The organism is Acidobacteriota bacterium, assembly GCA_016716905.1.
Taxonomy (GTDB): domain Bacteria; phylum Acidobacteriota; class Vicinamibacteria; order Vicinamibacterales; family SCN-69-37; genus SYFT01.
Map to the genome: position 1 here is coordinate 451,500 of JADJUS010000022.1, position 21,855 is coordinate 473,354.

The 21,855-nt window shown below is 66.7% G+C and carries 19 protein-coding genes; 3 read left to right on the top strand and 16 right to left on the bottom strand.

Annotated features, from left to right (window positions below; genetic code table 11):
* The first annotated feature begins 20 nt into the window (after positions 1 to 20).
* Together IPL75_18130 and IPL75_18135 are read left to right on the top strand one after the other, a co-directional pair.
* A complete protein-coding gene (locus IPL75_18130) occupies positions 21 to 1,109 on the top strand; it encodes a Gfo/Idh/MocA family oxidoreductase (GenBank protein MBK9242116.1) in 1,089 nt (362 codons plus the stop codon).
* Complete coding sequence (locus IPL75_18135; protein MBK9242117.1) at positions 1,102 to 2,034, top strand: glycosyltransferase; 933 nt, start codon at positions 1,102 to 1,104, stop codon at positions 2,032 to 2,034. Before IPL75_18130 ends, IPL75_18135 begins: the two co-directional genes overlap by 8 nt.
* Here the strand turns inward: IPL75_18135 and pgeF are convergent.
* Positions 2,031 to 2,783, bottom strand: coding sequence for a peptidoglycan editing factor PgeF (gene pgeF, locus IPL75_18140; protein ID MBK9242118.1), 753 nt, complete (start codon positions 2,781 to 2,783; stop codon positions 2,031 to 2,033). The genes IPL75_18135 and pgeF overlap by 4 nt on opposite strands.
* A 143-nt stretch (positions 2,784 to 2,926) precedes the next feature.
* Here pgeF and IPL75_18145 point away from each other — a divergent pair, with 143 nt between their 5' ends.
* Complete coding sequence (locus IPL75_18145) at positions 2,927 to 3,226, top strand: hypothetical protein (protein MBK9242119.1); 300 nt, start codon at positions 2,927 to 2,929, stop codon at positions 3,224 to 3,226.
* On the opposite strand, the gene IPL75_18150 is transcribed toward IPL75_18145, so the two are convergent.
* The 15 genes from IPL75_18150 to IPL75_18220 form a co-directional block, all read right to left on the bottom strand.
* Positions 3,223 to 5,043, bottom strand: coding sequence for a radical SAM protein (locus tag IPL75_18150; GenBank protein MBK9242120.1), 1,821 nt, complete (start codon positions 5,041 to 5,043; stop codon positions 3,223 to 3,225). The genes IPL75_18145 and IPL75_18150 overlap by 4 nt on opposite strands.
* A 195-nt stretch (positions 5,044 to 5,238) precedes the next feature.
* Complete coding sequence (gene ftsZ, locus IPL75_18155; protein MBK9242121.1) at positions 5,239 to 6,501, bottom strand: cell division protein FtsZ; 1,263 nt, start codon at positions 6,499 to 6,501, stop codon at positions 5,239 to 5,241.
* A 20-nt stretch (positions 6,502 to 6,521) separates the two neighbouring features.
* Positions 6,522 to 7,754: a cell division protein FtsA gene (ftsA, locus tag IPL75_18160; GenBank protein MBK9242122.1), complete on the bottom strand. Its 1,233-nt coding sequence runs from the start codon at positions 7,752 to 7,754 to the stop codon at positions 6,522 to 6,524.
* On the bottom strand, positions 7,755 to 8,627 hold the full coding sequence (locus tag IPL75_18165) for an FtsQ-type POTRA domain-containing protein (GenBank protein MBK9242123.1): 873 nt from the start codon (positions 8,625 to 8,627) through the stop codon (positions 7,755 to 7,757).
* A complete protein-coding gene (locus IPL75_18170) occupies positions 8,624 to 10,033 on the bottom strand; it encodes a UDP-N-acetylmuramate--L-alanine ligase (protein MBK9242124.1) in 1,410 nt (469 codons plus the stop codon). The genes IPL75_18165 and IPL75_18170 overlap by 4 nt, the downstream gene beginning before the upstream one ends.
* 2 nt (positions 10,034 to 10,035) lie before the next feature.
* Positions 10,036 to 11,136 (bottom strand): undecaprenyldiphospho-muramoylpentapeptide beta-N-acetylglucosaminyltransferase, encoded by a 1,101-nt coding sequence (murG, locus tag IPL75_18175; GenBank protein MBK9242125.1) that lies wholly within the window; start codon positions 11,134 to 11,136, stop codon positions 10,036 to 10,038.
* Positions 11,133 to 12,299, bottom strand: coding sequence for a putative lipid II flippase FtsW (gene ftsW, locus IPL75_18180; protein ID MBK9242126.1), 1,167 nt, complete (start codon positions 12,297 to 12,299; stop codon positions 11,133 to 11,135). Before ftsW ends, murG begins: the two co-directional genes overlap by 4 nt.
* A 159-nt stretch (positions 12,300 to 12,458) precedes the next feature.
* A complete protein-coding gene (gene murD, locus IPL75_18185; protein MBK9242127.1) occupies positions 12,459 to 13,850 on the bottom strand; it encodes a UDP-N-acetylmuramoyl-L-alanine--D-glutamate ligase in 1,392 nt (463 codons plus the stop codon).
* A complete protein-coding gene (locus tag IPL75_18190) occupies positions 13,850 to 14,929 on the bottom strand; it encodes a phospho-N-acetylmuramoyl-pentapeptide-transferase (GenBank protein ID MBK9242128.1) in 1,080 nt (359 codons plus the stop codon). The genes murD and IPL75_18190 overlap by 1 nt, the downstream gene beginning before the upstream one ends.
* Positions 14,929 to 16,356, bottom strand: coding sequence for a UDP-N-acetylmuramoyl-tripeptide--D-alanyl-D-alanine ligase (gene murF, locus IPL75_18195; protein ID MBK9242129.1), 1,428 nt, complete (start codon positions 16,354 to 16,356; stop codon positions 14,929 to 14,931). The genes IPL75_18190 and murF overlap by 1 nt, the downstream gene beginning before the upstream one ends.
* Positions 16,353 to 17,885: a UDP-N-acetylmuramoyl-L-alanyl-D-glutamate--2,6-diaminopimelate ligase gene (locus IPL75_18200; protein MBK9242130.1), complete on the bottom strand. Its 1,533-nt coding sequence runs from the start codon at positions 17,883 to 17,885 to the stop codon at positions 16,353 to 16,355. The genes murF and IPL75_18200 overlap by 4 nt, the downstream gene beginning before the upstream one ends.
* Entirely contained in the window at positions 17,882 to 19,984 is a 2,103-nt protein-coding gene (locus tag IPL75_18205) for a transpeptidase family protein (GenBank protein MBK9242131.1), read from the bottom strand. The genes IPL75_18200 and IPL75_18205 overlap by 4 nt, the downstream gene beginning before the upstream one ends.
* Positions 19,985 to 20,016: 32 nt before the next feature.
* Complete coding sequence (locus IPL75_18210) at positions 20,017 to 20,406, bottom strand: cell division protein FtsL (GenBank protein MBK9242132.1); 390 nt, start codon at positions 20,404 to 20,406, stop codon at positions 20,017 to 20,019.
* The gene (rsmH, locus tag IPL75_18215) at positions 20,403 to 21,293 is read right to left on the bottom strand and encodes a 16S rRNA (cytosine(1402)-N(4))-methyltransferase RsmH (protein ID MBK9242133.1); all 891 of its coding nucleotides are present in this window, start codon (positions 21,291 to 21,293) and stop codon (positions 20,403 to 20,405) included. The genes IPL75_18210 and rsmH overlap by 4 nt, the downstream gene beginning before the upstream one ends.
* Positions 21,290 to 21,730 carry a division/cell wall cluster transcriptional repressor MraZ gene (locus IPL75_18220; GenBank protein ID MBK9242134.1) on the bottom strand — a complete coding sequence of 147 codons (441 nt, stop codon included), beginning with the start codon at positions 21,728 to 21,730 and terminating at the stop codon, positions 21,290 to 21,292. The genes rsmH and IPL75_18220 overlap by 4 nt, the downstream gene beginning before the upstream one ends.
* Positions 21,731 to 21,855: the final 125 nt, after the last annotated feature.

Here is a 21,855-nt window from a genome sequence, read left to right on the forward strand (position 1 = left end):
AGTGATAGTATCCCGCGGTAGTGCACCTGCCGCTGCGGATCGCCCTTGTCGGCTGTGGCGAGGTCTCCGAGCACAAACATCTTCCCGCTCTTGCCCGCGTCAAGGGAGCGCGGGTCGTCGCGCTGGTGGACCCGAATCCCGCGCGCCTGTCGCACGTCGCCAATCGCTTCAACGTGCCGCATCGGTTCAGTGGTGCCGATGCGCTCCTCGATGCCAACGTCGCCGACATCGTGGGAGTGTTGACGCCGCCCGCCCACCACGCCGACATTTTGCTGGCGTCGCTGCGCGCGGGCTGCCACGTGCTCGTCGAGAAACCCCTGGCGCTCAGCATGGACGAGGCTGACGCGATGGTGGCCGCGGCGGCCGGCACCCGCGGGCGCGTGCTGATGGGATTTCACATGCGTTGGCACCGGCTCATCGAACGGGCCCGCCACGCCATTCGCGAAGGCGTCGTCGGCACGCCCGAGTCCATTCGGGGAATGTGGAACAGCCCGCGGGGCGATGCCGGCCTCCCCGACTGGAAAGCCACACGTGCCACCGGCGGCGGCGCACTCGTCGAACTCGGCGTCCACCTTTTTGACCTCTGGCGCTTTCTGTTCGATACCGAAGTGGTCGAAGTCTCCGCGCGGTGCCGTCACGGCCGGCGGCACGACGAGAGCGCCACGGTCACCGGCGTCCTGGCCAACGGCGCCATCGCCACAGCCCAGATGTCCGAGCGCACGAGTCATGAGATCGAGCTTGAGATCTTCGGCGACCGCGGGCGCCTTCGCGTCTCCTGCCAGCGCTTCGATGGATTCGAGCAATACGGCGTCGGGGAAACCCGCGGCATGATGGGGCCGCGCCTGCGCGGCCTGCTCCGTACCGCGCGTGAGTTGCCCAGGGGCCTCGCCACCATGCGCCGCCTCGGCGACTATGGCGACTCCTACCGCAGAGAGTGGCAGCACCTCGTGGATGCGATTCGGCACAACACCCCGCTGGCCTCCACACTTGAAGATGGGCGAGCCGCGCTTCGTGTGGTCCAGGCCGCCGCCGCGTCGGCCAGCCGGGGCGAAGTTGTGCAAATCGCCACCGCGCCCCGAGTAATCACGGCCCCCACCACCCATGGCTGACGTCCGCCCCGTGCCTGATTCCCCACCGGCAATCGCCGTGGTCATCGCGACGCGCGGCCGGCCCGCCGACGCCGCGCGGGCCGTGCGCTGTCTGCTCCAGACACCAGGCGTGAGCGAGGTCTGTGTCATCGACCAGAGCGACGATGGCGCGACCCTGCAGTCGCTGGCGGACATCGCGCCAGACCCGCGCATGAGCGTCACGCACTGTCCGCCTGACGGCCTCGGCGCAGCGCGGAACCGCGGCATGCGCCGCTGCACCGCTCCCCTTGTGGCCTTTACCGATGACGACTGCGACCCCGATCCGGGATGGGCGGTGGCTGCGGCCAGCGCCTTCGAGAGCGACCCCCGGATTGGCCTGGTGTTTGGCGCCGTTCAGGCGCTGCCGTACGACCGCTCGGCCGGTTTCATTCCCGCGTACCCGTCACCGCGTGCCTACACCGGGCGCGATGTGCGGGACAAACCGCGCATCGAGGGCATGGGCGCGTGCATGGCGGTGCGGCGATCGGTCTGGGAACGACTCGGCGGTTTTGATGAGACGTTCGGCGCCGGTGGGTTCTTCCGTTCGGGTGAAGACACCGACTTCGCCATCCGGACACTGGCGTTTGGTTACTGGGTCGCTGAAACGCCCGACGCCATCGTGATCCATCGGGGGTTTCGAACGTGGCAGCAAGGGACCACGCTCGTTGAGTCGTACATGTTCGGGCTGGGCGCCGCCAATGCCAAGCTGCTTCGCCTGCGCGGATGGAAGGCACTCGCCCCGATTGCGGCACTCGGACGCCGGTGGCTGACCGGCCACCCGGTCGTCGATCTCAATCACCTGCCGCCGCGCCTGCTGCGGCTGCGCGCGTTCCTGCGCGGCGCCTGGACCGCAATGCGAATGCCGATCGACCCTGCAACCGGGTTGTTTGTTGCGCCCCCCCGCTAGGCCAGGCGAATCGCGGCCACCATCCGGCCGGTCGCCGGTCCCTCGGCGCGGTGTGAGAAGCAGCGATCCAGGTGATCCGCCGTGCACACGCGGGCGACGTGAATCGCGTCTTGGCGCATCCCCGCGCGGATCAGTTGATCGACGTTGGCCTGCCACAGGTCGAGTTTCCAGCGCTCCACCCCGTCTTCAACCATCCACGCCGCTGCATCCGGCGTCATGGCCAGAAACGAATGGCGGACACGGCCATCCACCTGGTAGCAGCACGGACCAATGCTTGGACCAATGGCGGCCACGAGATCCTCGGGCGCCACGCCGAGCGCCGCGATCGCCTCAACCGTCGCGTCGGCAATCGCCGCGCAGGTCCCTTTCCACCCGGCATGCACGGCGGCCACAACACGGTGGTGACGGTCGGCGATGAGCACCGGCACACAATCCGCAACGCGAACGGAGATCACCCGAGAGGGGTCTGTGGAAATGATGGCGTCGGCCTCAATGCTGTTCAGGACATCCTCTCCAGGCCGGACGTGGACGATGGCGCGGCCGTGCACCTGGGTGACGCGCACGACATCCCCGGCGCTGCGGTCAAAGGAGCGCGCCAGCGCGGCGTAGTCGGCTTCGGCCTGCGCGCGGAAGTTCAGCGCACGACTGGTCATCACGTGGGCCGCAACCGCGCCCAGCGCGTCGTGCTGCAGCCCCTCGCCCCAGGGCTCATCGCGCCAGTGCCACCCGTCTTCGCGTGTGTCAACCACGGTAGTCACTCTCCATCAGTCACGCCACGGCCCCCAGTGGTACGTCGCGCCGAACCTCCACTCTATCTGAGGGTTACGCCGACGCGGCGACCGGCCTGCCGCTGGCCGCCAACTTGCTCTCGAACCGTGACGAGGAGTTGACCATGACTGTGAAGTTTGTTCCGAACGACAAAGGCAATCCGGCTGGCAAGCTGGCAGACGCAGAACTGCATTTTTCGGGCGGTCCGCTCAACGGACTGCGGCTGGTGGGGTTCAGCGTGTGGGAGCGCAAACAGGGCGGCCGCAACGTGACCTTTCCTGCCCGGCAATACTCGGTCAACGGTGAGCGCCGCAGTTACTCGCTGTTGCGCCCCATCCTCGACGCCACGTCGCAAGACGCCTTGCGCGACTTGATCCTCGAGGCGTACAAGGAACACGAAGTCGCCTTCGCCGAAGCGGTCTAGCCGAACGGACTCGGGATCTCGGACTCTGGACTCTGGACCCTGGACCCTGGACCCTGAACTCGCCTTGGCTGGATGGTCTGCTCGGCGCGCAGGCTTTTCTGGAGCTCCGTGCGGAAGAAGCTCTCCTTCAGCCCGCCGTCGATGATCTGCCACGGCAGGAAGGCGTCGGCTTCGCGGTTGCGATAGAGGTAGGCGTCGGCGTCGAGGCCGGCGTCGGCCACGGCCGCACGCCACTGGCCGCCGTTCTGCTCGGCGCGTTCGATGACGTCGGCCACCCGGCGGTCGCCCAGCGACAGCAGGCCCTGATAGTAGGAATGCCGTTCCGACTTGATGTTGAAGTACACGTTGTCGATGTCCGCCACCAGGTGACGCAGCCGCTTGCTCTTCTGCTCGATGGTCGCCGTGTCAGTCATCGGCATCCACTGATACGTGGTGCCGGGCTTGGGCACCAGCGGATTGACCGACGCCACGATGCGCCCCACGGTGCCGCGGACTTTGGCGTGCGCCATCATGCGATCCCGCATCGCCACTGTCAGGTCCCGAATGGCCACCAGGTCATCGTCTTCCTCGGTGGGGATGCCGATCATGTAGTAGAGCTTGAGGTTCTGGATGCCGCTCGCAAAAATGAGCTCGGTGCGCGTGAGGATTTCGTCGTTGGTCACCGTTTTGTTGATGACACGGCGCAGGCGGTCGGACCCGGTTTCGGGCGCGATGGTGATGGACTTTTCCCCGCTCTCGCGCAGGAGGCGCACGATGGGTTCGGTCAGGTCGTCCATGCGCAGCGACGCCGGGGTGATGCCGTATCCCATCGCGAGCAGTTTCTCGAGGATCGGCACGATGTCGGGGTGGTCACAGAGGGCGATTGAGACCAGACCCACGCGGGTGGCGTGCGGACGCGCGGCCTCGGCCAGGGCCAGAATCCTGGCGGTGTCGAACGGGCGCACCGGCAGGTAGTTGTACCCCGCCCAGCAGAACCGGCACATGTTGGCGCAACCGCGCACCACCTCGATGAGGAACCTGGCGCCGAACTCCGTGTCGGGCGTGAAGATGCAGGTGGAAGGCGGGTCCACGTGATCGGTCGCGCGCACCGCCGCCTTGTGCACCACCGGCGGCGCGCCGGTGCCGGCCCTGGGAGTGATGGCGGCCACACGCCCGGGACCATCGTAGGTCACGTCGTAGAACGAGGGGATGTAGAACCCACGCTCGCGCGCGAGCAGGCCGAGCAGTTCGTCCCGGGACCCGGCGCGATGCCAGGCGTCGACCAGGGCGGGCACGAGTACTTCGCCCTCACCGGCGGCGATGACATCAGCGAACGGCGCGAGCGGCTCGGGGTTGACGAACGTGACCGCGCCACCCACCACGATCAGCGGGTCGCGATGATGCCGGTCAGTGGCGCGGGCCTTCAACCCCGCCAGCCGCAGCATGGTCAGTACATTGGTGTAGTCCCATTCAAACGAGACGGAGAAGGCGAAAATATCGAAGTCGCCCACCGGCGTCTGCGACTCGATGGTGACGAAAGGGTCGTGGCGGCCACGGTCATCGCCCAGGTCCTGTTTGCCGGGCAGGAACACGCGCTCACACACCACGCGGTCATCGGCGTTGAGCAGCCGGTACACGGTCTGCAGGCCAAGGTTCGACATCCCCACGAAGTAGGTATTCGGAAACGCCAGCGCCACCCGCAGTCGTCCTCCATGTGGCTTGCGGACGTACCCGACTTCCCTCTCCAGCGTCGCGAGCGCATCGGCGCGCCGATGCCCCGGCCCCTGGCCTGCGCCGGGGCGACCGCCGTACTTGCGAGGAACGAGTCTCTTGGGCATTCAGAAGGGCCGTGGCTACTGGAGCCCCGCCTGACGCGGCGGCGGGGAAAGGGAACGGGACTCTTTCGATTGTACCTGCGAATGGAGGATTGAGGATTTGGGGGTCCAGGGTCCAGGGTCCAGGGTCCGGGGTCCCTGAGCCCCTGCGCAGTTCCTCAGTTCCTCAGTTCCCCAGTTCCCCAGTTCCCCAGTTCCTTACGCGTCCTTGCGGCGGAGAAATGCCGGCACATCGAGCGGCGACGGCCCGTCGTCGTCATCACTATCAGGGCCGCTGAACGAGCGCTCGATCAGCGGCAGGTCGAGTCCCGGTCGCCGCGTGAGTGCGACCCGGGTGGTGCTGAGCGGAGACCCGTTCACCACCAGACGTTCCTCGTCGAAGATGCGTTGCGCGCTGTATGCCGTCATGTCGATTGGTGTGGGGATGGACGATTGCACAGCCGGCATCGTCTGGGTGCGGGCGTGGTCGAAGCCCGTGGCGATGACCGTGATCTTGACCTGGCCTTCCATCGCCTGGTCCACCACGGCGCCGAAGATGATGTTCGCGTCTTCGTGCGCGGCGTTGTAGATGATCTCGGACGCTTCGCTGACTTCGGCCAGCGTGAGATCGGGACCGCCCGTGATGTTGATGATGACGCCGCGGGCGCCGCTGACGGTGGCGTCCTCAAGCAGCGGGCTCGAGACCGCCGCAGTGGCGGCCACCTTCGCGCGATCGGCGCCCGACGCGATGCCGGTGCCCATGATGGCCAGCCCCATCCGCGACATGATCGTGCGCACGTCGGCGAAGTCGAGGTTAATGATGCCGGGCACCAGGATGAGATCCGAAATGCCCTGAATCGCCTGGCGCAGCACATCATCCGCCGTCACAAAGGCGGCCGACATGCTGGTCTCGCGGTTCACGGTGGTCAGCAGGCGCTCGTTGGGAATGGTGATGAGCGTGTCCACGCACTCCTGCAGTTCCTTGAGGCCGCGGTCGGCCTGCGTCGCCCGCTTGCGGCCCTCGAACTTGAAGGGCTTGGTGACCACCGCGATGGTGAGCGCGCCAATCTGGTTCGCGAGGCTGGCGATGACCGGCGCGGCGCCGGTGCCCGTGCCGCCGCCCAGGCCCGTCGTCACAAAGACCATGTCGGCCCCTGCCAGTGCCTCAAGAATGTGCTCGGTGTCCTCAAGCGCCGCCTCTCGGCCGACGTTCGGATCCGCGCCGGCGCCCAGGCCCTTGGTCAGCAGCCGCCCCAGCTGAATCTTCACCGGCGCCGCGCTTTGCGCCAGCGCCTGCTGGTCGGTGTTGGCCACGATGAACTCGACGCCGGTCACACCCGATGTGACCATCCGGTTCACCGCGTTGCCGCCGCCGCCGCCAACGCCAATCACCTTGATGCGTGCGCCGGTGCGTCTGCCTTCCTCCTCAAGCAGGATGCGAAGCGAGTCGGATCTCTCTGTCGTCAGATTCAGTGGGTTCATCTCGGCTCTCTCCTTGGCGACTAAAAGAATTCCTTGAACAGCGTGCGCAACCGTCCGGTCAATTTCCCGATCGTGCCGCCGCCCACGCGCACGGGCTCCAACTGGAGGTTGCGATGCGCATACATGACCAGTCCCACCGACGTGGCGAACGCGGGACTGTTGACGTGATCGGCCAACCCGCCCACGCCTTCCGGCTCACCCCTCCGAACTGGCAGGTCGAAGATCTGCTCGGCGATCTCCACCATGCCTTCGAGCATGCTGCCCCCGCCGGTCAGCACGATGCCGGAGTTGAGCGACTTCTCGAAGCCGGCTTTGCGGATTTCGTCCCACAGCAGGTGGCAGATTTCCTCGGCGCGCGGCTGCAGAATCTCCGACACCACGCGGCGCGACATGACACGCGCGCGACGGCCGGCAATGCTCGCCACTTCCATCGTTTCGTCTTCGGGCACAAGCGAGGTCAGTGCACAACCCGACCGGCGCTTGAGCTTTTCGGCTTCCGGGATGGGCATGCGCAGACCGACGGCGATGTCGTTGGTGAAGTGGTCGCCGCCCACCGGCACCACACCGGTATGCCAGAGGCTGCCGCGCTCGAACACTGAGAAGTCCGTCGTCCCGCCGCCGATGTCCACCACGGCCACACCCAGTTCCTTTTCGTCGGCGGTCAGCACGGCCTCGCTCGACGCCAGCTGCTCCAGCACCGTGTCGCCCACTTCCACGCCGGCGCGGTTCACACACGCCACCATGTTCTGCATCGATGACGAGTTACCCGTGACCACGTGCACGTTCACTTCGAGGCGCGACCCGGTCATGCCGACGGGCACCGCAATGCCGTCCTGGTCATCCACCACGAAGTCCTGGGGCAACACGTGCAGGATCTCGCGGCCGGCCGGCAGCGCCACCGCGCGCGCCGCATCAATCGCGCGCTTGACGTCGTCTCGCGTGATTTCGCGGTTGCGACCCGCCACCGCCACCACGCCGCGGCTGTTGAACGCCTTGACGTGGGCCCCCGACAGCGCGAGATGCACCGTGTCGATCTCGACGCCCGCGGTCAGTTCCGCTTCGTCAAGCGCCTTCTTGATCGCCTCGGCCGCCGAGTCCACGTTGTTGACCACGCCGCGGCGAATGCCCTTGGAGTCGGCCAGGCCGATGCCGATGATGTCGAGCGTGCCGTCGTCCATCATCTCGCCGACAATCGCCGACACCTTGGAGGTGCCCACATCGAGCCCCACCAGATAGCGTTCTTTTCGTGCCATTCACACCTCTCCTGCGGCCGGTTCGCCCGGTCGTTTCTTGTTCTTCACAACGACCCGTTGGCCGAACCGCAAATCCACCGACTCCACGTCGTCCATCCGTTCGTTGAGCGTCGGCCGGATCTCCAGGTACGTCCGGAGGCGCTCCACAAACTGGTCATCACCCAGATACAACAGCGCGGTGTCGTCATTGAGCAGTACCACGACGTTGGCCTCGCGCGAGACGTCGATCTGCGAAATCGAGCGCTTGAGTTCCGGCCGAGTGGCCAGGGCGCCCAGGAATCGAGTGACGAGCTGGGCACGCGCGGGATCGATCGATGATCCTCCGTCGGCGGCCGGCGACGCCATGCCGTCCACAATCGGCAAATCGAAGTCTGCGTAGTCGGGGCCGTAATCGTCGATGATCACGCCCCCGCCATCCACCAGATACAACCGCTGTCCCAACCGGGCAACCGCCACGGGATCCCGTTCGACGATGCGAACGTCGATGGTGGACGGGAAGCTCCGGCGCACGGTCACCGACGCCACCCATCGCGAAGCGAGTACGAGTTCCTGAAACTGCTTCAGGTCCACGCGCAGCAGGCTCTGCCCAAGCACGCTGTCTTCCAGCGTCTTGACCGCGTTGGGCGACAGACGTACCTGACCGCGCACCACCACACGATCCACGGCCAGGATTCCTGCATCCACCACCCGCGTGGACGCCAGGACGACCACCGCCACGAGCGCCCCGCCAAACAGGACGCCGCCGCCGATGCGCCACAACCGCGGCGTGATCCGGCGGTACTTTCCGGGCCGGTCAGGCCGCTTGAAACGTTTGTCGGCCACCGACGCACCGCCGCCGGGCAATCCGCGCCGCCGGCCTGGGGCTTCGCTCATTGCGCCACCTCGCGTCCATCAAGACCGGCCATTTGCCGCAACGCGGCGAGCACACGGTCGGCCACAAGCCCGATCGAACCGGCGCCGAGCGTGACAATCAGATCGCCGTCGCGCGCCAGCATCGCCACATGGCCCGGCACGTCAGCCACCTGCGGCACCACCACTAATTCCTTCACCTGTTCACGCACGCGCGCGGCCAGCGTCTCAAGCGTGACTCCGGGGATCGGCGCCTCGCCGGCCGCATAGATGTCGGTCAGCACCACCACGTCGGCCAATCCCAGCGCGGGTCCAAACTCCGCCATCAGGTCACGTGTGCGCGTGTAGCGATGGGGCTGGAAGACCGCGACCAGCCGCTGCGGTGATCCCTCACGCGCGGTGCGCAACACGGCGGCCACTTCCGTGGGGTGATGCCCGTAGTCGTCCACCACGGTCACGCCGGAGACTTCGCCGCGCACCTGATACCGGCGCTCGGCGCCGTGGAACTCGTGCAGTGCGGCGGCCATCCGGTCAAACGGCACGCCGATCTCCCGGCCAATCGCGACGGCAGCCAGCGCATTCAGCAGGTTGTGACGGCCGGGCACGCCGATGGTCAGCTCCTGGCGCCGGGTCTGGCCGCCATCCACCGTGCGCACCATGCAACGGCCCACGCGCCCATCGCTGACCGCGCCTTCACCGCGCACGTCGGCGCTCTCCGAGAATCCGTACGTGATGACGCGGCGCGTCAGCCGCGGCAGCAGGGCCGCCACCGCAGGGTCGTCCACACACGCGACCACGGCGCCGTAAAACGGCACCTTGTTGCCGAACGTCACGAACGCGTCGCTCAAATTTTCGAACGTGCCGTAGCTCTCCATGTGTTCGTGGTCGAGGTTCGTGATCACGGCGAACGTCGGCGACAAGAGCAGGAACGATCGATCGCTCTCATCCGCTTCCGCCACCATGTACTGGCTGCTGCCCAGGCGCGCGTTGCTGCCGAATGCCGACAGGCGTCCACCGATAACCGCTGTGGGATCGAGACCGCCCTTTTCAAGCAGCAGCGCCACCATCGACGTGGTGGTGGTCTTGCCGTGCGCGCCGGCGATGGCAATTCCGGTGCGCAGGCGCATCAGCTCTGCCAGCATTTCGGCGCGTGGGATCACCGGCACATGCGCCGCCCGCGCCGCCAGCACTTCGGGGTTGTCCACTGCCACGGCCGACGAGGTCACCACCACGTCGGCGTCGCCGATGTGGACGGCGTCGTGGCCAATCGCCACGCGCACACCCAACTCCGCGAGCCTGTCGGTGGTCTCGGACCGCCGCGCATCGGACCCCGACACCACGTAGCCGAGGTTGGCGAGCAACTCGGCGATGCCGCTCATGCCGATGCCCCCGATCCCGACGAAATGCACGCGCCGTGTCCGGCCCATCATGGTCATGCAGCAAGCTCCAGGATGCGCGACACAATGGCGTCGGCTGCCCCCGGCCGCGCGGCCGCGCGCATGGCGGTGCTCATCGCGGCACGGCCCGCCTCGTCGCCCACCAGGCCGGCGATGGTGCCCGCCAGCGTGACCGGGCCCTCGGGTTGATTCAGGACGCGCTCGTCCACGAGCTTCGCGGCTCCCAGATCCACCAGCACCTGCGCGTTCTTGCGCTGATGGTCGTCGGTCGCCGTCGGCAGCGGGATGAAGATGGCAGGGCGGCCCAGCGCCGCCAGTTCCGCCAGGGTCGTGGCGCCCGCGCGCGACACCACAACGTCGGCGGCCGTCATTTCGTCGGCCATCGCATCAAGGAACGCCACCACGCGCGCACCGATGCCGGCGGCCTCATATTGCGCCTGCACCCATTCGCGATCGCGGGCTCCGGTCTGATGCACGATCTCCACACCGGGGCACTGCCGCATCAGTTCAGGCGCCGCCGCCGTCATGGCCACATTGATCGCGTGCGCACCCTGCGACCCGCCGACGATCAACACCCGCGGTGGATGCGGCGCCCTGGCTGCGTCACTCCCGGCGCCCACGAACTCGGCGCGCACGGGATTGCCCGACACAAAACCCTTGCCGCCGAAATGCTCCAGCGTCCGCTCGTAGTTGACCGCGGCGGCGCGCACAAACGGCGCCAGCCACCGGTTGGTCAGGCCCGGCACCGCGTTCTGCTCCAGCACCATCGTCGCCATCCCGCGCAGCGAGGCGAGCAGGACCACGGGACCGGAACTGTATCCCCCCACGCCCACCACCACGTGTGGGCGGCGGCGCGAGAGCAGGCGCCAGGCGTCCAGCAGGCTGGCGGGCAGGAGCGCAGCACCACGCAGACGGTTGGCGATCGACTTGCCCTTCAGTCCGCGGCTGCGAATCACATCCAGCTCGAACCCCGCCTCGGGCACCACGCGCGCCTCAAGGCCGCGCGACGTGCCGGCAAACGACACCTGCGCGTCAGGCACCCGCGCCATCAGCGCGCGCGCGACGGCGAGGCCCGGATAGAGGTGTCCTCCGGTGCCGCCACCGGCAATGACAATCGTCAGGGGACCGCCGGTCAACCTTCTGCTCCTGCGGGTTGGTCCAGCCTCGCCGTGTGCGCGGCACGCGTCACGCGTCCGCCCGGGTCGACTGCAGTCGCATGCTGGGTGATGTTGAGGATGATGCCCATCGCGATCATGTTCGCGAGCATGGACGACCCGCCGTTGCTCACAAACGGCAGCGGAATGCCCTTGGTCGGCAGCAGGCCCAGCACCACGCTGATGTTGACGAAGGCCTGCACAGCGATCATCGCGGTCAGCCCGGTGGCCAGCAGGGCGCCCAGCCGATCGGGCGCAAACATCGCGGCGCGGATGCCGCGAACGGCGATGACACAAAAGCAGATGAGGACGGCTGTCGTGCCGACCAGGCCCAGTTCCTCGCCGATGATGGCGTAAATGAAGTCGGTGTGAGCTTCGGGAATGTAGAACAGCTTCTGCACGCCGTCCATGAAGCCACGTCCGAACGGGCCTCCCGACCCGATCGCGATGATCGATTGAAGCAGCTGGAAGCTGTCGCCGGTGGGGTCACTCTCCGGATCGAGAAACGACATCAGTCGCCTGACGCGGTACTGCTCCATCACCACCACTGCGCCGGCCACCGGCAACAACACGCCAACGACCACGGCCATATGCCTGAACGACAGCCCGGCGGCGAAGATCATGACGAGCACCACTCCTGACAGCGCTGCCGACGTGCCGAAGTCGGGCTGCAGCACGATGAGGCCGGTCAGGACGCCAGTGACAATGCCGATGGGGAGCAGGGCGTATATGGGTTCATTGATCCGGTGCATCCGGCGCTCTAGGAGCGCGGCCGTAAAAAAGATGGCAGCGAGCTTCGCGAACTCCGACGGTTGCAGCGTGAAGCCGGGAAAGGAGATCCACCGGCGCGCGTTGTTGATCTTGTCGAAGCCGAACACCGCAAACAGCAGCACGACCACAACGGCCAGCGCCGTCCAGATGACCGCAGGCCGACGATACACGTGATAGTCCACGCGCATGGCGACGGCGAGCAGCAACAGGCCGAGACCGATGTACGCCGACTGCTTGATCAGAAACTTGTTCTGCGAGTCGAACTTGTCCTGGGCGTAGACCGCCGAGGCGGAGTACACCATCACCAGGCTGACACCCAGCAACAGCACGGTGGCCCAGAGGAGCCACTTGTCCGATTTCAGCGTTCTTGCCACAACAGTCCCTTTCCACCCACCACGCCGGCCCTAAAGCCCGGCGCCTATCGTGCCGACACTGGACACAGCGCTGAACGATCGACAGTCATCAGTCGAGCCTCGGGTAACGACACCAGCCTCACAAGCCGGAAATGGCCTGTGTTCCCAGCGGCCAGCTCTTCACCGCGGTGCCAAAACTGATGACTGTCCATCGTTCAAGCGCTGCACTTCCTCCACAAACGCGCGCCCGCGCGCGCTGTAATCCGCGAACATGTCAAAACTCGAACACGCGGGCGCCAGCAGCACCGTGCCGCCCTCGGGCGCCATCGTGCGCGCCTGCCGCACCGCGTCACCCATCGTGGCCGCGTCCTGCACAGGTACGACGCCGGCCAGGGCGGCGCGTACCAGGGGTTGCGCTTCGCCAATCGCGACCACGCCGGCGCACTTCTGCGCCACCACGTCGCGCAGGTCCTCGAAGCGGCCGCCCTTGTGACGCCCGCCGAGAATCACCACCACTCCGGGCTCACAGCTGTCGATCGACTGGCGCGCCGACACGATGTTGGTGGCCTTTGAATCGTTGATGAACGTGATGCCGCCGATGACGGCCACACGTTCCAGTGCATGCGCGAGTCCGTGGAAGCCCTCCACGGCCCGATGCATGGCGTCGGGCGGCACACCGGCCAGGCACGCCACCGCGGCTGCGGCCAGCACGTCGCTCAACAGGTGTCGCCCGGGCAGCTTGACGGCGCCAAGCGGCAGCAGGGGCGCGCTGATGCCGCCCGACCGTCGCACGATCACGCCCTGCTCCACCGTCACGCCATCCACCAGGGTGCCGTCGAGCGAATAGTCGAAGCGCCTCGCCCTGGCGCCGCGCGCGAGCGCCACCGCCGCCGGGTCGTCGGCGTTGACCACCGCCCAATCCGCCCCGGTCTGATTCATGAAGATGCGGGCCTTGGCGGCCGCGTACGCTTCGAAGGTGCCGTGCCGATCGATGTGATCAGGCGAGAGGTTGAGCAACACGGCGATCCACGGGTGGAACGTGTCGATCGCGCTCAGCTGAAAGCTGCTGACTTCCACCACATGATGGGTGGCCGGTGTGGACGCGGCCACTTGTGCGCCCAGCGCGTCGCCGATATTGCCACCGGCCGGCGCGTCCAGGCCGCCTTCGGTCAACATGCGCGAGGTCAGGGTGGTGGTCGTGGACTTGCCCTTGGTGCCGGTAATCGCAATCACCGGTCCCAGGAGCCAGCGCGACGCCAGCTCGAGTTCCCCGATGATCGGCACGCCGGCCTGCCTGGCCTGCTCGAAGGCGGGCTGCTCGAGCGGCACGCCTGGGCTCACCACCAGCAGCTGCGCCTGCAGGAACTGATCGCGTGTATGCGGCCCAAGCTCCAGACGCACACCACGCGTACGCAGATCTTCTGCGCGAGACTCGTCGGCCAGCTGCGGCGCGGAGTCAGCCAGGGTCACGCGCGCGCCTTTAGACTGCAGCAGGTCCACGGCGGCCAGCCCGCTGCGCGCGGCTCCCACCACCGTGACGTTGAGATTCCTGACGCTGAAGTCCATGGGCATCACCTGAGCTTCAGCGTGGTGAGACTGAGCAGGGCGAAGATGATCGCGAGAATCAGGAATCGCGTGATCACCTTCGGTTCCGCCCAGCCGATGAGTTCGAAGTGATGATGCAGCGGTGCCATCTTGAAGATGCGCTTGCCGCGCAGCTTGAACGACCCCACCTGCAGAATGACCGACAGTCCCTCAAGCACGAAGACGCCGCCCACGATCGGGAGCAGCAGTTCCTGTTTGATGAGCAACGCCACCGTGCCCAGGGCCCCACCCAGGGCGAGTGACCCGACATCGCCCATGAAAATGTCTGCGGGGTGCGAGTTCCACCAGAGGAACCCCAGGCTGGCGCCGACCAGAGTGCCGCAAAAGATCGTCAGCTCCGCAGCCGGGGCCGACGGCGCGATGAGCAGATAGTCGGCGATGGCGCGATGGCCGGTCACGTAGGTCAGCGCGGTGAATGTGGCCGCCGACACGGCAAACGTGGAAATCGCCAGGCCGTCGAGCCCGTCCGTCAGGTTCACCGTGTTCGACGAACTGACAAGCACCAGCATGGCAAACGGCACATACCACCAGCCGAAGTCAGGCACCCACTCCTTGAAGAACGGGATCATCAGGCGCGTGTGGTACTGCGCGGGATTCCCATCGGCCAGGGCAATTAACGCCCCGCCAACGGCCAGCCCCACCACGACCTGCGCCAGCAGCTTGTAGCGCGCGAACAATCCGTGATGGCTGCGGCGCGCCACCTTCAGGTAGTCGTCCAGAAACCCGATCGCGCCAAAGGCCGCCGTGGCCAGCACCGCGATCCACACGTAGGCGTTGGTCAGATCCGCCCAGAGCAGCGTGGGCACAAACACGGCCGTCAGAATGAGCAGGCCGCCCATCGTCGGTGTGCCCGACTTGGCCTGGTGGCTCGCCGGGCCATCTTGTCGGACCACCTGCCCCACCTGGAACGCACGCAGCCGCCGGATCATCCACGGCCCAAGGAACAGGCCGATCGCAAACGCCGTCAGGCTCGCGGCCGCCGTGCGGAACGTGATGTAGCGCGCGATGTTGAGGCCAAGCCATTCATAGAGGAGGTGGTACAGCATCAGGCCACCTCCGCCAGTCGGTTCGAGACAAGTTCGGTGTGTGTGCCGCGCGAACCCTTGACGAGCACCAGGTCGCCGGCACGAACGATCTCGGAAACGGCCCCGGCAGCCGTCCCGCTGTCGGCGAAGCGGAACAACTGCGAGGCGGTCATGCCGGCCTCACAAGCGCCGTCGATCAAACCATCAGCGGCTGGCCCGCCGATGGCGACGAGCACATCAATGCCGGCAGCGCCGGCCGCGCGGCCGCACGCCGTGTGCAGCGCCAATGCCGCGTCGCCGAGTTCCCGCATCTCGCCAATCACGGCCACTCGTCGCCCGGTCGTCGCCGTGGCCGCAAGCGTCGCCAGCATGGCGGTGACCGCCGCAGGACTGGCGTTATACGAATCGTCCACCAGACGCACACCAGACGCGAGGTCACGCACCGCGCCGCGCTGGCGCAGCGCCTTGAGACCCGAGGCCGCGCGCGCCACGTCGGCCGGGGGCACGCCCAACTCCAACGCCACGGTGGCCGCCGCCAGCACATTCAGCACATTCGCGCGTCCGGCCAGGGCAAGCTCAAGCGAAAGTGCTCCCCACGGCGTAGTCACGGATGTCCGCGTCCCGTCAAAGCCGCGGTCCTCGAACTGCGCCGCACGGACGTCTGCATCTGCCTGAAAGCCGAATGTCCGCACGGTGGCCGGGCATCGCGACACGTGCTGCATCACCCGCGCATCGTCGGCATTCGCCACCACGATGGTGGCCGCGCCTGCGCCCTCCAGAAGTTCGGCCTTGGCGTCCGCGATCGCATCGGCCGAACCAAAGTGCCCGATGTGGGCATCGCCGACGTTGGTCCACACCCGAACGTCGGGCTCAGCCAGCGCCACGAGCGTGCTGATTTCGCCCGCGTGATTCATCCCGAGTTCTACGACGCCCACGTCGGCGCCATGCCGGAGTTCCAACAGCGACAGCGGCAAGCCGATGTGGTTGTTGAGATTGCCCACGCTGCTGAACACGCGGTACCGCGGCGCCAGACATGCCGCGGTGGCTTCCTTCGTCGTCGTCTTCCCCGCGCTGCCCGTGATGGCCACCACGCGCGCGTGTGAACGCCGGCGCACTTCGTGCCCAAGGCGCTGCAATGCCACCAGTGGATCGGAGACGACGATGACGGCCGCGTGGGTGACGATGACGGGCGGTACTGCCACCAGCACGCCGGCCACACCCTTCGCGATGGCATCTGGCAGGAACGTGTGACCGTCAAACGTGGGCCCGCTCAGCGCTATGAAGAGCGTGCCTGCCCCGCGTGCGGACGCGGGCACCGGCATCAACGTGCGGCTATCGGTGGAGATCGCATCAAAAACGCGGCCGGGATCACCGGAAATCAACTGCCCTCCGGTGGCCTCAGCCACAAGACCGGCTGTCAACAGGAACGCGCTCACAACGTCACTCACACGCCTGACGCCACTCGGCGCTGGGAAAGGGCCACTCGCGCGACCTCGACATCGTCAAACGGCAACGTCCGGTCGCCAATCACCTGATACTTTTCGTGTCCCTTGCCGGCAATCAGCACGACGTCGCCCGCACGTGATGCGCGGATGGCCTGCTCGATGGCGATGCGGCGGTCCTGATGTACCAGCAGGTGGGTGCCGGCGCGTTTGGGCGCGCCCGTGTCACTCGGCGGCACGATGCCGCGTTTGATTTCGTCGATGATGCGCTCGGGATCTTCGGAACGCGGGTTGTCGGACGTCAGCACCACGACGTCGCTGAGGCGGGCAGCCACGGCACCCATCAACGGACGCTTCGAGCGGTCGCGATCGCCGCCGCAGCCAAAGACAGTGATGAGCCGGCCGTGGGTCAGGGGCCGCGCGGTCTCGAGCAGGTTCTTCAGCGCGTCGTCGGTGTGGGCATAGTCCACAACGACGCGCACATCATCATCGGCGCCCGACACGACCTGAAAGCGGCCAGGCACGCCGTCGAGCTGCGCGAGTCCTTCTTCGATGGCGCGCGCCGGGATGTCGAGGGCGAGCGCGCACGCGACCACGCCGAGGATATTGGATACGTTGGGCCAGCCCACCAGACGCGAGCGCACCGAGAGGCGTTCGTTCGCGGTCACCACATCAAACACGAGGCCGTCGAGCGTGGACTGCACAGACTCAGGACGCACGTCGGCTGCGCGGTTGACGCCAAACGTGATGGCGCGCGGCAGAGAGGCGGCCAATTCGGCGCCGCGCGGGTCGTCGAGGTTGATGGCCGCCGGCGCGCCGGCGGGCAACAAATCAAACAACCGGCGCTTGGCCTCGAAGTACTGCGCCATGTCGCCGTGGAAATCGAGATGATCGCGGGTGAGATTCGTGAAGATGGCTGCCGCGAAACGCAGCGATGCCACGCGATGCAGCACGAGCGCGTGTGATGACACTTCCATCGCGCAGGCACGGCAGCCACGCGTCACCATCTCGCGCAACAGGCGCTGCACTTCGTTCGATTCTGGCGTGGTGTGCGCAGCGTCTGTCTCGTCGCCAGGCACGGGTCCGGTGCGCACGCTCACCGTTCCGAGGCGTCCGCACGGAAACCCGGCCGCATCCATGACGGCCGCGAGGAGGTACGTGGTGGTGGTCTTGCCGTTGGTCCCAGTGACGCCGATCACTGTGAGCTGTTCACTGGGATGTTCGTAGACGATGGCCGACAGTTCCGCCAGCGCGAGGCGCGCATCGGCGGTGCGCAGCCACGGCACGCGCACGCCGTCAGGTGCCGGCGATTCTGCGACAACGGCCACCGCGCCCTGCGCGATGGCCTGCGCCGCGAACTGGGCGCCGTCCGACCGGCGGCCCGGCACGGCCACAAACACGGTACCCGGCACGACCGCGCGCGAATCATGCGCAATCGACGTGATCTCGGTGCCCAGGATCCCCGCGTGCGCGAGGAGCGACGACGCGTCCGCAGCGAGCAGACGCGAGGCCGCCACCAGGGCGCCGGCGGTCATTGGCCTCCTCCGCCGGCAGGCACCGCGACGACGGGCCTGGCGAGGCGCAGTTGCAGGATGGCCGTATCACCGGCTTCCACCGGCATCCCGGCCTCGGGATACTGCGACGCGACCATGCCGTTGCCGGCGATCTGCACCGTCAAGCCGGCCTTCGTCAGGACGCGCGTGGCTTCCCTGGCGCTGAGGTTCAGCAGTGAGGGCATGACCACCTGGCCGCCGTTGGTGTAGGCCACGTGCTCGATCGTCGGATTCGTGTTGACGGGCCGCGCAGCGAGCGTGGCGTCGGCCGAGATGATCACCGGCGCGACGGGGTTAATCGTCGCGGGCACGCCGAGATGACGCAGAGAAGCCGAGGCGATCTTCTGGAAGACCGGCGCGGCCACAGCACCACCGTAGTACGCGCCATTGCGCGGCTGGTCGATCATGACGATGATGGCAAGCGCCGGCCGGCGCGACGGGACGAAGCCGACAAACGATCCGTAGTGCGCGGAGTCGGAGTAGACCTTGTTGATGAGCTTCTGCGCGGTGCCGGTCTTGCCGGCAACCTGGTAGCCCGGAATCAAGGCCGCAGTGCCGGTGCCGCGTTCAACGACCGCTTCCATGATGGTGGTGAGCGTGGCGGCAGTGGCCGGTAGGACGGCCGAGCGAACGGGCACTGGTGCGATGGCCTCGCGTTTGCCGTCGCGGATGATCGCGCGGACCATGTGCGGCTGAAACAACGTGCCGCCGTTGGCCACGGCCGCCACGGCGTTGACCATCTGCAGGGGCGTCACACTCACCTGGTATCCCATGGAGACCGATGCCAGCGCACCGGCGTTCAGCGTCTCAGGCGCCCACACTTTGCCGGCGGTAGCCCCGCGGAAATCCTTCGACAACACTTCGCCAAACCCGAAACGCCGCACATACCGGTTGAGCCGTTCGGCGCCAATCATCCAGCCGGCCTTGATCGCGCCGACGTTGCTCGACTTCACAATCACGTCCTCAAACGTGAGCACCCCATAGCGATGTGTGTCGGGCACGACGCGGCCCTTGCTCACCAGAATGCTGCCGGCCGAAACATCGATGAGATCCGTGGTGGCAAGGACGCCTTCTTCAATCGCGGCAGCCGCGGTCACGATCTTGAACGTGGACCCGGGCTCGTAGATGTCTTCCACCGCGCGGTTGCGACGTTGCTCGCCGGTCACCGATCCGGGATCGTTGGCATTAAAGGTCGGGTAGGTCGCCGACGCCAGGATCTCGCCCGTCATCGGATCCATGACGATGGCCGTGCCGGACACGGCGTTCTGGGCCAGGACTCCGGCTTTGATTTCGCGTTCGGCGATGTGCTGGATGGTTTGATCGATCGTCAGCTCGATGGCGGCGCCCGCCGTGGGCGCGAGTTGCACCTGCCGATCCACCGAGCGCTGGTGCGCGTCGTTGATGCGCAGCACCTTGCCGGCCTTGCCGCGAATGTCTTTGTCGAATGCCAGCTCGATGCCGGCCAGGCCGACGTTGTCGCGATCCACAAACCCAAGCACGTTCGCTGCCAGTTCTTTTTTCGGATAGTAGCGTTTGGTTTCGCTCTCAAGGCGCACGCCGGCCAGTTCGAGCGCCATCACTCGTCGCGCCACGTTTGGCGACACGCCGCGCCGGACGTTGTGAAACGACTTCGGCTTGCTCAACTGGGCGGTGAGGTCCGCGACCTCTTTAGCCGAACAGTCGCCGAGGGCCGCGCATAGCGCCTTGGCGGTGGCGGCCTTGTCTTTGACCGCGCGGGGATTCGCCACTACGGTGTCCGCATCCACGGAATACGCCAGCACTTCGCCGTTGCGGTCCAGAATCTCCGCGCGTTTGGGCGCCAGCACTTCGATGTCCAGTTGCTGCTTGTTGGCCTTGGTGAGGTACGCCTCATGACGGGCGACCTGGAGGTAGGCCAGACGCGCCTCAATCCCAGCCGTCCACACCGCGAGTACCGTGCCCACGATCAGGAGGCGACGCCGGTAGGCCCTGCGCCACGTGGCTTCAAATGTTTCGTCGGGGCGGTCGTTGACGAGCAGCGGGTCCAGAGCCTCGCGTGACAGGGCCGGCCGGCGCTGTTGATCCTGTTCCTGTCCCATCATGCCCCTCCCTTGCCGCCGAAGACCGACCGTGCTTAACGCGCGCGGGCCACGATTGCCCGTGGGGCGGTCGCGGCATTGACCCGTTCGATCACCACGGCGCGGTCAACCGCCGGGTACACCATGCCGAGTTCTTCCATGGCGCGCCGTTCCACCAGTGCCGGTGCGCGAAGCGCGTCCAGTTCCAGTCGCAGGCGGCGATTGAGCCGCTCCTCCGCCTCCTGCTTGCCGAGCAGGACCTGCGTCTTGTAGCCGTGGTCAATCAGCAGGTACTGCTGTGAGGCCCAGAACAGCAACATGCCGACCACGGCCGCGGCCAGGAACACACCGCGCGCGAACTCGCGCCGCTGCTCGGGGTCCACGCTGCGGACAACGGGGTTGTTCCGGACGTCTTTTTTGATGGCGTATTCAACGTCGATACTCATGCGACCCTCTCCACCACCCGCATCCGGGCGCTGCGCGCCCGGGGATTACGTTCCGCTTCCTCGTCCGACGGCATCACCGGCCGGCGCGTCACCACGCGCACCGCGCCGTCGCCCTCTGCCCCCAGGCGACGGAACGTGTGTTTCACCACGCGGTCTTCCAGCGAGTGAAATGCAATCACCACCACCCGGCCGCCCCGCGCCACCAACTGCGCCGCCGACTCCAGAAACGCCTCGAGGCCTTCGAGCTCGCGATTGGTCCAGATGCGCAGCGCCTGGAATGTCCGCGTCGCCGGATCCAGCCGCTGCCACGTGCCGCCACCCGCCGCCCGCCGCACCACCGATGCCAGCGCCGCCGTTCCCGTCAACGCACCGGCATCGCGCGCTTCCACAATCGCCCGTGCCACCCGGCGAGACTTGCGCTCCTCGCCAAACTCGTAAATCACGTTCGCCAGCGTGGTTTCATCCACGTCAGCGAGCATGTCGGCCAGCGTCGGCCCCTCCGACCGGTTCATCCGCATGTCCAGCGGTCCGTCCTGTCGAAAACTGAACCCGCGCTCCGGTTCGTCGAGCTGCATCGACGACACCCCCAGATCCACCAGCACCCCATCCACGTCGTCGCGACCGGCCTCGCGCGCCACCCGCGGCAACTCGCGATAGTCGGCATGCACGTAGACCACGCGATCCCCGTACTTCGCCAGCCGCTCCCGCGCGATCGCCAACGCATCGCGATCGCGGTCGATCCCGATCACCCGGCCCGCGCCCGCCTCGAGCAACGCCGCCGTGTGCCCCCCCAGCCCCAACGTGCAATCCACGTAACACCCGGCAGGCGCCGGAGACAGGTACGTCACGGCCTCGGCCACCAGGACCGGCTCGTGCGTGATCGTCAGATGCCGAACTCCGCCAGCGCCGAAGCGTCGGCATCGGTGAACGGGTCACGCTCGAACTTCGCCAGCAGGCGCTCGTGGTTCCACACCTCGAGGTAATCCACCTGCCCCAGGACATCCACATCGCCCGACATCCCCGCGCTGTCGCGCAAGCGCGGCTGCAGGGAGACGCGGCCCTGGTTGTCAAACTCGCTGAGCTGTCCGTAGTAATTGACGCGGTCGAGAAACTTCAGGCGCGCCGGATGCGTACTTGGCATGCGACGGAGGCGCTCTTCAACGCCAAGCCAGACCGGCATGGGGTAGATCCGCACTGACTCCCCCGTCACACTCGTGAGGTAGAGGCCGGCGCCGTGCTGATCCTCCACGAGTGCCCGGAAGGCATTCGGAATTTTCAGACGCCCCTTGTCGTCAATCTTGGCGGAATAATTTCCCCGAAGCACCTTTTACTCCACTTTGCTCCAAATAGGTCCACTGCGATAGTAGGAGTGTGGATGGGCACTGTCAATCGCAAAGTGTGGCAGGAATTAGGCTTACGTCTAATTTTCGCTCCGTGTTACCATCGGCC